At 59.1% G+C, this 13,276-nt stretch carries 11 protein-coding genes; 6 read left to right on the forward strand and 5 right to left on the reverse strand.

The window, feature by feature from the left end; translation table 11 throughout:
• Window position 1: 1 nt before the first annotated feature.
• The 4 genes from J4E63_RS09355 to J4E63_RS09370 all read left to right on the forward strand — a co-directional run bounded on the left by J4E63_RS09355 (window position 2) and on the right by J4E63_RS09370 (window position 5,908).
• Window positions 2-1,453: an aldehyde dehydrogenase family protein gene (locus J4E63_RS09355; protein WP_060742998.1), complete on the forward strand. Its 1,452-nt coding sequence runs from the start codon at window positions 2-4 to the stop codon at window positions 1,451-1,453.
• Between the two features lie 272 nt (window positions 1,454-1,725).
• Window positions 1,726-2,172 carry a (2Fe-2S)-binding protein gene (locus J4E63_RS09360; RefSeq protein ID WP_013692840.1) on the forward strand — a complete coding sequence of 149 codons (447 nt, stop codon included), beginning with the start codon at window positions 1,726-1,728 and terminating at the stop codon, window positions 2,170-2,172.
• A gap of 129 nt (window positions 2,173-2,301) precedes the next feature.
• Window positions 2,302-4,560: a molybdopterin cofactor-binding domain-containing protein gene (locus J4E63_RS09365; RefSeq protein WP_060743252.1), complete on the forward strand. Its 2,259-nt coding sequence runs from the start codon at window positions 2,302-2,304 to the stop codon at window positions 4,558-4,560.
• Between the two features lie 13 nt (window positions 4,561-4,573).
• Window positions 4,574-5,908 (forward strand): cytochrome c, encoded by a 1,335-nt coding sequence (locus J4E63_RS09370; protein WP_060742997.1) that lies wholly within the window; start codon window positions 4,574-4,576, stop codon window positions 5,906-5,908.
• A 199-nt stretch (window positions 5,909-6,107) separates the two neighbouring features.
• Here the strand turns inward: J4E63_RS09370 and J4E63_RS09375 are convergent, their stop codons facing one another.
• The 5 genes from J4E63_RS09375 to J4E63_RS31205 form a co-directional block, all read right to left on the reverse strand.
• Window positions 6,108-7,058, reverse strand: coding sequence for an aldo/keto reductase family oxidoreductase (locus J4E63_RS09375; RefSeq protein WP_060742996.1), 951 nt, complete (start codon window positions 7,056-7,058; stop codon window positions 6,108-6,110).
• A 59-nt stretch (window positions 7,059-7,117) separates the two neighbouring features.
• Window positions 7,118-7,861, reverse strand: coding sequence for an SDR family oxidoreductase (locus tag J4E63_RS09380; RefSeq protein ID WP_060742995.1), 744 nt, complete (start codon window positions 7,859-7,861; stop codon window positions 7,118-7,120).
• 107 nt (window positions 7,862-7,968) lie between these two features.
• Window positions 7,969-8,532, reverse strand: a complete 564-nt coding sequence (locus J4E63_RS09385) for a cyclophilin-like fold protein (RefSeq protein WP_310650538.1) — start codon at window positions 8,530-8,532, stop codon at window positions 7,969-7,971.
• Window positions 8,533-8,788: 256 nt separating this feature from the next.
• Window positions 8,789-9,763: an alpha/beta hydrolase gene (locus tag J4E63_RS09390; RefSeq protein WP_060742994.1), complete on the reverse strand. Its 975-nt coding sequence runs from the start codon at window positions 9,761-9,763 to the stop codon at window positions 8,789-8,791.
• Window positions 9,764-10,742: 979 nt separating this feature from the next.
• Complete coding sequence (locus tag J4E63_RS31205; RefSeq protein ID WP_371919202.1) at window positions 10,743-11,075, reverse strand: hypothetical protein; 333 nt, start codon at window positions 11,073-11,075, stop codon at window positions 10,743-10,745.
• Between the two features lie 201 nt (window positions 11,076-11,276).
• Here J4E63_RS31205 and J4E63_RS09395 point away from each other — a divergent pair, with 201 nt between their 5' ends.
• Entirely contained in the window at window positions 11,277-12,359 is a 1,083-nt protein-coding gene (locus J4E63_RS09395) for a catalase family peroxidase (protein ID WP_060742992.1), read from the forward strand.
• Window positions 12,356-12,934, forward strand: coding sequence for a cytochrome b (locus J4E63_RS09400; protein ID WP_060742991.1), 579 nt, complete (start codon window positions 12,356-12,358; stop codon window positions 12,932-12,934). The genes J4E63_RS09395 and J4E63_RS09400 overlap by 4 nt, the downstream gene beginning before the upstream one ends.
• Window positions 12,935-13,276: the final 342 nt, after the last annotated feature.

Raw genomic sequence — 13,276 nt, forward strand, 5'->3', positions numbered from 1 at the left:
GATGCACGATTACGCGAAGTTTTATATCGACGGTGAATGGGTAGAGGCCGCGGCCTCCCAGCGCCAGGAATTGATTGATCCGACTACCGAAGAAGCGTTTGCCACGGTCGCCATGGCGACCGTTGAAGAGGTGGACACTGCCGTGGCCGCAGCTCGGCGTGCATTCAAAAGCTATTCGCAGTCTTCCCTCGATGAGCGTTACGACCTGATCAACCGTATCATCGAAGCCTACGAATTGCGCGCCGATGATTTTGTACAGGCCATTGCGCAAGAGGTGGGTATTCCCTGCAGTGCCCGTGCTCAGGTCATGGGGCCAATCGAACATATGAAGGTCGCTCGCGACCTGTTGAAGACGTACGAGTTCGAGGCGCGAATTGGCAATACGATCGTTCGCCGTGAACCCCTGGGTGTCTGCGCACTGATCTCGCCTTGGAATTGGCCGATCCAGACAACCGTCATCAAGCTGATCTATGCGCTGGCCGCCGGTTGTACAGTCGTATCCAAGTCCAGTATCAACTCGCCGGTCAGCGCTATTCTGCTGACAGAGGTGCTGGATGCCGCAGGCGTACCCAAGGGCGTTTTCAACATGCTCAACGGCTCGGGGCGAGTGATTGGCGAGGCGATGTCGAAGCATCCCGATGTCGACATGGTTTCCTTCACGGGCTCGACCGGTGCCGGTGCGCAGGTAGGCGAGGCAGCGGCACGCACCATCAAACGCGTGTGCCTGGAGTTGGGCGGGAAGTCGGCGAATATCGTGCTGCGAGACGCCGATCTGGAAAAGGCCGCGCGCTGGAATATTCAGCGCGGCTTCTTCAATACCGGACAATCCTGCCACGCGCCGAGTCGCATGTTGGTGCATGAAAGTCAGGTGGAGCAGATCATTCCGTTTCTGGTTGACGAAGCAAACCGATTCCGTCTCGGAGACCCGCGAGATCCCGCCACGACCATGGGGCCGATTGTCAGCCGGGCACAATTTAACAGCATACAGCGTCACATACAGTCGGGCCTCGATGAGGGTGCACGGCTGATTGTCGGCGGACTGGGGCGCCCCGAAGGCTTCGAACGTGGCTTTTTCACCCGTCCGACCGTGTTCGTCGATGTGACCCCCGAGATGACTATTTGCCGGGAAGAGATTTTCGGGCCGGTCTTGGTGGTGGTGCCTTATTCCACCGAGGCGCAGGCATTGGAAATCGCCAATGACTCGCCTTATGGGTTGGGTGGCTATGTATTCGGTGGGGACCGGCGCAAGGCGTATGAGTTCGCCAGCGGCCTGCGTGCCGGGCGTGTTTGTTTTAACGGCGCGCCGACTAACTCGCTGACGCCTATGGGTGGCTACAAGGAATCCGGCATTGGCCGCTCAATGGGCGTTTTCGGGTTGCAAGAGTATCTGGAAATCAAATCGGTCTATGGCTTTGACGAGGAAGCCGCAGCACTGCCGTCGTTGAAGGCCTGATGCGACTATCCAAGACCAAGCGGTGCCGCGCCGATTATTGGCGCGGCACGCCTGCTGTTTGAAGAGAATATTTATTCATCTGATTAATAGCACCTTGCGAGGTGACTCACGTGGTTCGCTTGCTGTGCCACGGACGAGCCCAGTAGGGTAAGGCTTGTCTAAAAAGACGACGTTGCAGTTGTTGTTATTGCGAATGGTCAGTTGCCAAAGATTATCCGCAGGTCGTGCTCGGCCAGGTTTTTCACACTGTTTTCAATCGAGGCATTCTTACAATGGAACTCAACGTAAATGGCACTGTGTATGAGGTTGAGGCGGATGCGGATACACCATTGTTATGGGTGATTCGCGACGATATCGGCCTGACCGGAACCAAGTACGGGTGCGGTTTGGCGCAATGCGGCGCCTGTTCGGTCATGGTGGACGGCGTGCTGCTTCGCTCATGCGTTACACCGGTTGAAGGGGTAAAGGGCAAACAGATTCGCACAATCGAAGCCATTGAAGACGACGAGCTGGGCAAGCGCGTGGTGGCGGCCTGGGTCAAGCATCAAGTCGCCCAGTGTGGCTATTGCCAGTCTGGCCAGGTAATGGCCGCCACTGCGCTGTTGCAGCGCATTCCCAAACCTTCCCAAGCCGATATTGCTGCCGCCATGACGAATCTCTGCCGTTGCGGCACTTATAACGCGATCAAGACTGCTGTCGATGAGCTTGCTGGTGCTTGAACACGCGCAATTCGACTGAGCTGCGATGTGCCTGGTGACAATGCCGACGGCTAATCCTGACCACCTTTAATGGAGCAGGGATTGGTCTGCTGCCAGGCCGAGCATTGAATGCAAACACAGGGGAACACTATGTCAAAACTGGATGATTCTATCGCCGAGCGCGGCGTACTCTCCGACGCGCAACCTGTGAACGTCTCTCGCCGCCGTTTTTTGCAGGCATCGGCTGGCGTCACGGCGGGTGCGCTTGTTATCAGCTTCGGAATTCCCCTTGGCCCGTTGCGTGCTGCCGAGCGTGCCCAGGCATTGCCGCCTGGCGCCCGTGTACCGGCGTTTCTGGAGATTCGTCCGGATAATACCGTTCGCCTGCAGAGCCCCTTTATTGAGGGTGGGCAGGGCATTTTCACGGGCATGGCACAGGTCGTGGGTGAGGAGCTCGATATAGATCCAGCCAGCTTTCTGGTGGAGAACGCGGCGCCCGGGAATGACTTCAAAGTCATGGAAGGTGGCATGCGCTTCACGGGTGGTAGCCGGTCGATGCGCGCGAGTTACATGACCATGCGCCGACTGGGCGCATCGGCGCGCCTGATGCTATTGCAGGCCGCGTCATCCCACTGGAAGGTGCCTCTGGCGCAGCTGACTACTGAGCCAGGGCGGGTCATTCATGCCGCTTCCAATCGATCGATCACCTACGGTGAACTCGCGCCGTTAACGCTCGATTTGCCCATTCCCGATCCGCAAACCGTTACTCTGCGCGACCCTGCCACATTCCGCTGGATCGGTAAGCCGGTCCAGCGAATAGACGTCTACGACAAATCCACTGGTAAGGCGCAATACACCATCGATACTCGTGTCGAAGGCATGCTCCACGCCGCGGTACAGCATGCGCCGCGCTTGGGTCTGCAAGTGGGGCTGGTGCGCAACGAGGATCAGATCAGAAACCTCAAAGGCGTGCATTCGGTGCACCGTCTTGAGGGGGCAGTGGCGGTGGTTGCGCAACGCTGGTGGGTGGCCAAGCGTGCCGTCGAGGCTCTGCAAGTGGAGTGGACGGAGCCGGGTGGCGATTCAACCGTGCGCTACATGCCGGCTAATTTCGACACCCAGGCCTATGCGGAGCAATTGAGTAAAACCACCGACGCCGGGGATGAGGCCGAACGTGAGGGTGACCTGCAGCAAGGGTTGGCCGGCGCCAAGAAAGTCGTCAGTGCGACTTACCATACCCAATACCTCAACCACGCCCAGTTGGAGCCGCCCTCGGCCCTGGCGCGCTTCGACGCTGAAGGCAATCTCGATCTGTGGCTGCCGAACCAGGCCCCGGATTTGTTTTTGGCCGACGTCGCCAAGCGTACCGGTCTGGACCCTTCCAAAATCACTCTCCACTCTCCGCTGCTGGGTGGTTTTTTCGGCCGGCATTTTTTATACCCGAATGCATCACCTTACCCTCAGGCTATCCAGCTGGCTCAATCCACAGGTCGACCGATCAAGGTGATCTGGAGTCGCGAGGAAGAATTTTTGCGTGACGTGCTTCGTCCTTCCGCCGTAGTGCGCTTTCGCGCTGGCCTGGATGAACAGGGCATGCCGGTGGCCTTTGAAGCAATTAGTGCCACGGAAGGGCCAACCGAGGGTATCGCTAACAAACAAGGAGACAAAATCGACCCGACCGCCGTCGAAGGCCTGGCCGGTAAAAAATACGCCATTGCCCATCGTCGGATCGCTCAACTGTACTCGCAGACCCCGGTGATGCTGGGCTACTGGCGTTCAGTCGGGAACTCCATCAATGACTTCATGTATGAAGCTTTTCTGGATGAAGTGGCGGATGCCGGCGGTCAGGATCCCTATGAGCTACGGGCCAAGCTGCTACAGGGCAACGAGCGGCTAAGCCACTTGCTCAAAGTAGTGGCCGACCTGTCCGGGGGGTGGAAACGAGGGCCGTTCACGGCGCAAGACGGCACCAAGCGAGCAAGAGGCGTTGCAATGGCATCGCCATTTGGTACCGAAACGGCGGTGATCGCAGAGGTTTCCATCAGCAACGGAGCCGTGAAGGTTCACGACATCTGGCAGGCAATCGATCCGGGTAGCATCGTCAATCCCGCCATCATCGAGGCTCAGGTCAACTCAGCCGTGGCCCTTGGCTTGTCTCAAACCCTGGTCGAACAAGCCATCTACAAAGGTGGTACGCCGGTGGCGCGCAATTACGACCTCTACCGCATCCTCACACCGGAAATGATGGCCAGGGTCCATGTCCGTGTGGTGGAGAGTGGTGCGCCAATGGGCGGAATCGGTGAGCCGCCTCTGCCTGCGGTGGCACCGGCGGTTGCTAACGCCGTCTCGCGACTGACCGGTCAACGAATTCGCAGCATGCCTCTATCGCAGTACCGCTTCGACACCTGATGAGGAATGGTTCGTGAATAAAACTATAAAGTATCTGCTGCCAGCAGGCATCGTCGTGGCAGCTGGCTTGGGCTGGTTTGTCAATCGCACGCCATTTTCGCCTTTTGCTAATGAGGCATCTGCACCCTCGGCAGATGCACAACTCGTCCAGCGTGGTGAATATGTCGCCAGGCTTAGCGATTGCGTGGCCTGCCACAGCACGCCCAAAGGTGCGCCGTTTGCCGGCGGCCTGGAGATGGCGACCCCGATGGGATCAATCTATGCCACCAACATTACCCCGGACAAACAAACGGGCATCGGTAATTACAGCCTAGCCGACTTTGATCGCGCAGTACGCAGCGGAGTCGCGGCTGACGGGCACAGGCTGTATCCGGCTATGCCGTACCCATCCTATGCCAAGCTCAGCGACGATGATGTGCGGGCGCTTTATGCGTTCTTCATGGCCGGCGTTAAGCCGGCGCAGCAGCAGAACCAGCAAAGCCATATCCCCTGGCCGCTCAACATGCGCTGGCCGCTGGCTTTGTGGAATACCGCGTTTGTCGATGACGGTGCCTATCAGGCCAAGCCCTCAGAGGATGCGCTGTGGAACCGCGGCGCCTACATCGTCCAGGGCGCGGGGCATTGTGGCAGTTGCCATACCCCACGCAGCTTGACGATGAACGAGAAGTCGCTGGATGAAAGCAGCGCTACTTTCCTCAGCGGTTCGCTGCTCGATGGGTGGTACGCGCCGAGCCTGCGCCAGGATCCGAACACTGGATTGGGGCGCTGGAGCGAGCAGGAGATCGTCGACTATCTGAAAACCGGACGTAACGCTCACAGCGTGGTCGTGGGCACCATGGCGGAAGTCTTCAACAACTCGACGCAATACATGTCCGACCCGGACTTAAAAGCCATTGCGCATTACCTGGTGTCGTTGCCGGGCGACCCAAAGCGTGACGGGCCGCCATGGAAGCCAGCGGCCAAACTGGCAGAACAACCTCTGTCGACACCTGGGGCAGCCAACTATATGGCCAAGTGCAGCAGTTGCCACGGCAGTGACGGCAGCGGGCAGGCGCCATGGATACCTCCTTTGGCAGGCGCATCTTCATCAATGGTGAAGGAAGGTGCTACGAGCATCAATGCCACCTTGAACGGTTCCGAACGTGTCGTTGCTAATGGCATTCCGGATTCATATCGCATGCCCCCGTACCGCAACCAACTCTCTGATCAGGAAGTCGCCGATGTACTGACTTTCGTCCGCACGTCTTGGGGTAATCAGGGAGGGGCAGTGAAGGCTGACGAGGTGAAGGAGCTGCGTGAGCGAACCAATCCGGCCAGCAGCAACCCGATCATCCTGCAGATGCGTTGAGAGAGTATGGTGAGGGCTTGGCCAAGGCCCTCGCCATACACAAGGAGTCCCCGTCGGGGAGAAGTGGTTCGTGAAGAGGTGGTCCTTGTTTTCGATCATTACGCTTCGGCGTGCATGATCCAAGCAGAGCTCTGGTGTTAACGCCGTTGTGGGGCTAGTAATCAGAGGGACAGGCGCCACTTTCGACGTCCGGGTGCGTTCAGGGAACGTTGTGACCTGCCGCTCGGATAAGCCCGTACCATTCGGGGCGGGTGAGCGGAATATTCGAGCCCGCGGCTGCCTCGACTAGGCGCTCGGGTCTCGTGGTACCCAGTACGACTTGGATGCCGGCGGGATGACGGGTGATCCAGGCTGTAGCGATCGCGGTCGGAGTGACGTCGTACTGTGCAGCGAGTCGTTTGAGTTCAGCGTTAAGTTCCGGATAGTCGGGAGAGTCGAAGAACACCCCATCCTGAAAGGCTTTCTGAAATGGAGACCACGCCTGCAGCGTGATTTTGTTGATCCTCGCGTAGTCGACAATGCCGCCACCGTCACGAGTAATTGAGTCGTCGAATCCGGTCATGTTCGACGACAGGCCCTGGGCGACGATCGTCGAATGCGTCACCGAAAGCTGGACCTGGTTGGCCAGGATCGGTTGGGTCACGGCGGTTTTGAGCAGATCGATTTGACGGGGCGTATGGTTGGAAACTCCGAATGCGCGGACCTTTCCGGTGGACTCCAGATGGTCGAAGGCGCGGGCGACTTCTTCCGGTTCCACGAGTGCGTCGGGCCGGTGCAGCAGTAGCACATCCAGATAGTCGCTACCGAGCGCTTTCAGCGACCTCTCGGCCGACGCCACGATGTGCTCATAGGACTGATCGTAGTGCCACGGGTCGGCGACAATACTGGTTTTGGACTGGAGGAAGATCTGCTCGCGCTCGGCGCTGCTGAGTCGCAGCGCCTCGCCGAACCGGCGTTCGCACAAGTGCGGGCCACCGTCGGGATGGTTGAATCCGTAGAGGTCGGCGTGATCGAAAAAATTGATGCCCGATTCGCGCGCCGCGGTGTAGAGCGCGCGGATCTGGTCATCGGTGCTGCCGGCGATGCGCATCATGCCCGCGACGACGTTGGGAACCCGAGTGTCGGTTGATCCTAGTGGTACGGTCTTCATGAAAGCTCCTTGTCAGGACAGTGGTGGGCTGTCGGACGCCTTGCGTGAATGCAATGCACTCACCAAGGCTGGTTCGCAGGGCCAACTGTGAACTCGTTGATTGTCGTGTCATCGGGCTGGTCGATCGCGAAGGCGACGATGTTGGCGATTCGGTCTGGAGAAATGCCGTACTTGTCATAGATGTCCTGCATCTGGTCAAGCGCCAGCTTATCGCTGATCGTCGCCAGCAGTTCCGTCTTGACGGCGGCCGGGTAGATCGTCGCGGTGCGGATGTTATTGCCTTCCATGGCGGATTCCATGCGCAGCACCTCCATGAAGTCGCGAACGAACCACTTCGTCCCGCCATAGACGGCGCCGCCCGGATAGGCCTTTAGTCCCGCCACCGACGAGGTAGTGATGACGTGCCCAGCCTTCTGTGCCAGGAACTCGGGTAGCACCGCTGCCACACCATTCAAAACGCCCTTGACGTTGACATCTATCATTTGGTGCCAGTCTTCGGTCTTCAGTGCGGACAGGGGGGAGTTTGGCATCAGCCCTGCATTCAGGAAAATCACGTCCACGCGACCGAACCTTTCTTTGGCCAGGCGGACGATGCTGTTGTTGTCCTCTTGCTTGGTCACGTCCAGCGCTTGATAGACCACTTGGCCTCCGTTCAGGAGAATCTCGTCCGCGATCTGCTTGAGCTTGTCTTCTCGACGGGCGCCGAGCACGATTTTTGCGCCCTTGCTCGCGAGCAGCTTGGCGGTTGCCTCGCCGATTCCGGACGATGCGCCGGTAATGATGACTACTTTGTCTTTGATCATGATCTCTCTCTCTCTGGATTCGGGCTGCGAAGGAGATGCAGCAGACGATGACGCGGTATTTCAGGTCGGTGTTGAGCGCGTGGGGACTACTTTGTCAGCGCACGCTGCTATTGGGAAAACATCACCCGAACATCGCCACTGCCGAGCGCTTGGGCCAGGCCAGTCGGATCGTCCACGCGGCCCAGACGGGTGTATGAGTAAGCTGAGTCGAAGGTCTTGTAAAAGATGACCACGGTGCGCGATCCCCAAAGCATAAGGTCTCCGTTGCGGATCGTGCCGGGCCGGCTCTCACTGGTGGGCAGCGCTTCAGGCAGTTCTTTTTTCTTCTCGTTTCCGTGGAGGTCCTCCATGTCCAGTGTCAGCGGCAGCGTGGCAGCGAATGCGCGAGTGGCCTCGTTGTTGGCAAGGGTGATGGCGAAGCGACGTTCCCCGACGGTCATCCACAGGCGTGATTCATCCGATTTATTGGGTGCTTGAGTGACATCCTGCTCCGCGGCCACGGGCAGCGCAGTGCTGGCGGCGTGGGCGGGATGGCCGCTGCACAGTGCAAGGAGAACCAGCGGCATTCCAAGCTGTCGCATGGCCCGCCGGTGCCAGGAATGCCTACGGCTTGCAGCGCCAAGAGAGGAGAGAGTGCCGCCTGCACCGACGTCAACGTGTTTGCTCTGCATGTTGTTCTCCTTGCAATGCGGAAAATGGGCCAGACGCGTTGCCGCGCCTGCACGTGAACTCGTAGGTTTCGAGCGCGAATTCGCGCAGCAATATGGCGCTAATGCCCCTCAGCGAGTGGTCTATTGCCAGTTCTGGTTGCGATCCCCACTGGAAAGTCAGAAGTGTTGAGTGGCATGAGTCCATACCGTAGGGCGCGCCAGCCAGTTCAGCCGCATCGTGGCATTTCGCTCGCCAGGATGCGGCCGCTTCAATGCGTCAAGCGGCGCCTGCCGCCGTGGCCAGGTGCTGCGTGAAGAAGGTCGTCAGCTTGTCGAAAGGAATCACGTCCACACGATCGTACAGATCGGTGTGGCTGGCCTCTGGAATGATCATCAGCTCTTTTGGCTGCGCCGCGGCCGCGTAGGCGGTTTCGCTGAAGTAGCGCGAGTGGGCGTTTTCACCATGGATGAACAGGACCGGGCGTGGAGAAATTTCCGCGATGTAGGTCAGGATCGGCATGTTCATGAACGACAGCGGTGTAGTGACCGTCCAGGAGTTGCCCGAGTTGACCGCGCGCGGATGGTGTCCGCGGGTCGTGCTGTAGTAATCGTGATAATCGACCATGAACTGCGCTTCACCACCCCTCAGTTCGTTGTAGGGGGGCTGGTAAGCAGGGGCACCATTTTCCGCGTCGACCCAACGTTGTGCGCTCAGTTGTTCGAGCCCTTGCGTGCGCTGTTCGAGGGTTACGCTATCGTTGTAGCCCTTGGACATGACGCGGGTCATGTCGTACATGGTGCTGGCGACAACCGCCTTGACGCGCTTATCCAAGGCCACGGCATTCAGCGCCATGCCACCCCAACCGCAGATGCCGATGACGCCAATCCGTTCGCGATCAACGGAGGGTTGCAGGCTGAGAGCATCAACTGCCGCGCTTACGTCCTCGGTGTTGATGTCTGGTGAGGCGACGTTGCGCGGCTCACCGCTGCTTTCCCCGGTGTAGGATGCATCGAAGGCCAGCGTGACAAAGCCGCGCTCGGCCATGGTTTGCGCATAGAGCCCGGAGGACTGCTCCTTTACCGCGCCGAACGGGCCACAGACGACAATAGCTGCCAGCTTTGCGCTGGCGCTCTTCGGTTGGTACAGGTCGCCCGCCAGGGTGATGCCATAGCGGTTCGTGAAGGTGATCTTCTTATGGTCCACCTTGTCGCTCTTGGCGAAAGTCTTGTCCCATTCCTGTGTCAGTTGCATGTGCTTGCCTTACATGTAGTTGAGATTGTTCCTGCCAGCCTGAATACCCGTCGAGCAGCAGGGCTTGTCGTCGGCGTAGGCGTCATAGACTTTTCATGAGGAATATTCGTTTCGCAAATGGCGTCGCGCGTCGGGATTGGCTTTGCCAACTAATGTATGCCAGTCCCTGCCCCAAAACATCCCATGAAATTGCAAGCATCTATGCACGCTATTGGATAATCGCGCCCCCAAGTCCCAGGCGGTTCGAAATGGAAACCTATCCCGATGAATTCATGCTTGTTCGAATGACATATCACCACGCTGCGATGACCATTGATCATCGAGTCCCGTACATGGAAGTATTCGGTCCGCCTGCATCAGCTCAGCCTTGCTATATGACCGGCGGAAAACCCGCCGCAGGCTGCGTTGGTCGCCGATTCGAGTGACTCGGTCTGGGACAGGCGATGGAGGAGACCTTGTAGAGGACATCCGCCAGGCTTAACGGACGTGAAAGCTTGTTTGGTCAAGGCTTGTTGGGCTGCGTCGAAAGAGAGATCACAACCTCTGTTTCCGTTCCGGCGCTTCCTGCGGAAGCTGCTTCTAAACCCGTTCTTCAGGTCTGTAGGGGCAAGAGACCATTTGAAAAATTAGCCGCTGGCCGAACAGTAATACTTCATCCAGATTGTGGGCTGGCAGGTTTTTCCAAAAGAAAAAATGCAAGCCCTGAATCGGTAACGGTAATCGTCTCAAGCATGTTGCTTAGTTGTGAGTCGTGCTCGCTCGTAGTTGAGCGGGCACTAAATCACTGTGTTGATGTGCCATCGAAGCGCGGTGATTTCTTGCATTGCGTGCTTTTATTCATAGGGCCTAGCACGTGGCTGCATGATTGAGCCCACTAAGCTCGTGATATTTTCAAACCATGTATAGGTAGCCATTACGCGATGCGCCGTTAATAGTGCTTTTTAGAGCCAAGATGGCTAGAGAGTTATGGAACTTTAGATTAACGATAAGAGAGTGATTGCTGCCCCGCAATCGTTGGGCAATGCGCTGACCCCCAGACCGGGATGAGTGGGGAAGGGCATGCGCAGGCACTTTTCGGCGCTTCGACAGGCAAGCCCTGATCTACGAGCATAAACGTCGCCAGCGCTTGGAAGGCATGACTGACACCCGGCATATGCCGCAGTATATCTTGCCCATTAAGCGCCAAGCTTATCTCCGGCCAGCGTACTTCCAGGTCGGCACGGTAGAAATCAAAGAAGCCGGCACCCCGTTGAGGGGGCAGACAAAACGCGTCGCAGAGCATCACTCTGGAGCCCGGATGCAGATTCACCATCACCTCGCTGTGCAGTTTTGCTTGGGGGAATAGGATCGTCGCCACTTGTACTGCTTCTTCGCCGCGCGGCCGGCGGCAACGTAACGTTGCTGGTCGGTGCGTATAGAAGTCTTCAGCGCCGTAGCGACTTCGCACAAGGTTTTGAGTAAAGCGTTAAATTCGTTACAGAACTCTCCACCCCGCACTCCGGAAGAAATTTCGATGAACGAGCGACATCCTCACTCCAATAAGTCTTTTCTAGGGCCGCTCGTACTGATCGCGGCGGTGGTTGTCGCCGTCGGCGCCGCGTTCGCATACACAGCCGGTTGGTTGACACCCGCGCGCCTCACGCCGACCAAGATCGTCGAGGTGCTGGCGCCGCCCGCCGGACCGGCTCTCGGTTTCCGCCGCGCCCATGCCAAGGGTATCTGCTTCACCGGTACCTTCGAGGCCAACGGCGCGGGCAGCGATTTGTCCAAGGCACAGATGTTCGCCGCCGGCACCTATCCCGTGACCGGCCGCTTCAATCTCGCCTCGCCCGACCTCAAAGCGCCCGATGGCACGGCGCGCGTGCGCTCCCTGAGCCTGCGCATCCGAACGCCCGACGGCCAGGAGTGGCGCTCCGCGATGATCAATGCGCCGTTCTTCCCGGTCGCGACGCCGCAGGCTTTCTACGATTTGCAGGTGGCTTCCGCCGACAAGAGCCATCCGGATGCGTTGAAGAACTTCGCCACTGCGCACCCCGAGATCGGCGCGTTTAGCCAGTGGGCTGGCAGCGCGCCGTTCACCAGCTCGTACGCCGAAGACCGCTACAACGGCATCAACAGCTTCGTCTTCACTAACGCGCAGGGCCAAGACCAAGCCGTGCGCTGGTCCTTTAAGCCGGCCGCCATACCTGTGCCGGTCTCGAGCGACGAACTCAAGAAGCGCGAGCCCGATTTCCTGCTGGCCGACATCACCGAGCGCGTCGCGAAGGCTACGCAGCGCTGGGCTATGACGGTCATGGTCGCCGGCCCGGGCGACCCGACCTCCGACCCGAGCAAGGCTTGGCCGGAAGATCGCCGCAGCGTCGGCGTCGGCACCCTGTCGGTGACGAAGATTGAGCCCGAGGCCGATGGCTCATGCCGCGACATCAACTTCGATCCCACCGTGCTGCCGGCTGGCATGCGCACATCCGACGACCCTTTCCCCGCCGCACGTTCGGCCGCTTATTCGGTCTCGTACAACCGCCGGACCGCCGAAGAAAAAGACTATCCGCGCACCCCGTCCATCATCACCACCACCACCGCCGGAGCCAAGCCATGAGCCAAGTCAACCAGCAATTCGCGCCGTTGCAGCGGGCGCTTCATTGGGGCATGGCGATCTGCATCCTCGCGATGCTGTTCATCGGCGTCGGCATGGTCTCGACGATCACGCCCGCGTACTTGATGCTGGTCTCGATCCACAAGCCGTTGGGTATTGCGATCCTCGTGCTCGCGGTGCTGCGTCTGATCGTCCGCTGGCGCCTTGGTGCGCCGCCGTTGCCGCGTGACATGCCCGAGCCGATGAAGCTCGCCGCCAAACTCTCGCATGTCGCGTTCTATGTGCTGATGCTCGCGATGCCCTTGCTTGGTTGGGCCATGTTGTCGGCGGCGGACTACCCGGTGCTCGTCGCCGGGCTGCATCTGCCCGCCATCGTGTCGCCCGACGCCGGCCTGCACAGCCGGCTGTGGAACGCTCATAAGTTCCTCTCGTTCTGCTTCTTCGCGCTGATCCTGCTGCACCTCGGGGCCGCTCTGTTCCACGCGCTGGTGCGACGCGACGGCGTGTTCGAGGCCATGGCGCCATTCCCGGTACATCCGTCGGTCGACGGCAGGGTCGTGACCAAGTGCGCTGACTGACGCAGGCTCCGTTACCACGGGCGCGGTGGCGCACGCGTTCTCGGTGGGGCGAGATGAAATACCTCAGTGGGCGTGTAGTGTGGGACCACGACCTGCAGTGACCGTCGAGCTGGGAGGCTGGCACGAAGTGACGCTGACCCTCGCCGGATCACCGAGCTTCATAGAGACGTTCGTCGCCAAGTTCAGCGAGCCGCCGACTTGAGGCGCCGTGCCTAAACACCTGGCGTCGAAGCCTCCCGCCATTGGCGTTCGGACGCAGGGGGGCGTCTTCACGATGCAGAAACTTCGGCGCATTAACGGGATCGCAAAAGCAGAGAAATATCTGGATGCACATGCGTAGCG

Origin of the sequence: Pseudomonas sp. FW300-N2F2, from assembly GCF_017351655.1 — a bacterium.
Taxonomy (GTDB): domain Bacteria; phylum Pseudomonadota; class Gammaproteobacteria; order Pseudomonadales; family Pseudomonadaceae; genus Aquipseudomonas; species Aquipseudomonas fluorescens_AA.

Bases quoted from the DNA above. Each gene is read 5' to 3' on its own strand.
- J4E63_RS09395 (WP_060742992.1), top strand. From the start codon at position 11,277: ATGAACGAGCGACATCCTCACTCCAATAAGTCTTTTCTAGGGCCGCTC.
- J4E63_RS09360 (WP_013692840.1), top strand. From the start codon at position 1,726: ATGGAACTCAACGTAAATGGCACTGTGTATGAGGTTGAGGCGGATGCG.
- J4E63_RS09355 (WP_060742998.1), top strand. From the start codon at position 2: ATGCACGATTACGCGAAGTTTTATATCGACGGTGAATGGGTAGAGGCC.
- J4E63_RS09390 (WP_060742994.1), bottom strand. From the start codon at position 9,763: ATGCAACTGACACAGGAATGGGACAAGACTTTCGCCAAGAGCGACAAG.
- J4E63_RS09385 (WP_310650538.1), bottom strand. From the start codon at position 8,532: ATGCAGAGCAAACACGTTGACGTCGGTGCAGGCGGCACTCTCTCCTCT.
- J4E63_RS31205 (WP_371919202.1), bottom strand. From the start codon at position 11,075: ATGGTGAATCTGCATCCGGGCTCCAGAGTGATGCTCTGCGACGCGTTT.
- J4E63_RS09380 (WP_060742995.1), bottom strand. From the start codon at position 7,861: ATGATCAAAGACAAAGTAGTCATCATTACCGGCGCATCGTCCGGAATC.
- J4E63_RS09375 (WP_060742996.1), bottom strand. From the start codon at position 7,058: ATGAAGACCGTACCACTAGGATCAACCGACACTCGGGTTCCCAACGTC.
- J4E63_RS09400 (WP_060742991.1), top strand. From the start codon at position 12,356: ATGAGCCAAGTCAACCAGCAATTCGCGCCGTTGCAGCGGGCGCTTCAT.
- J4E63_RS09365 (WP_060743252.1), top strand. From the start codon at position 2,302: ATGTCAAAACTGGATGATTCTATCGCCGAGCGCGGCGTACTCTCCGAC.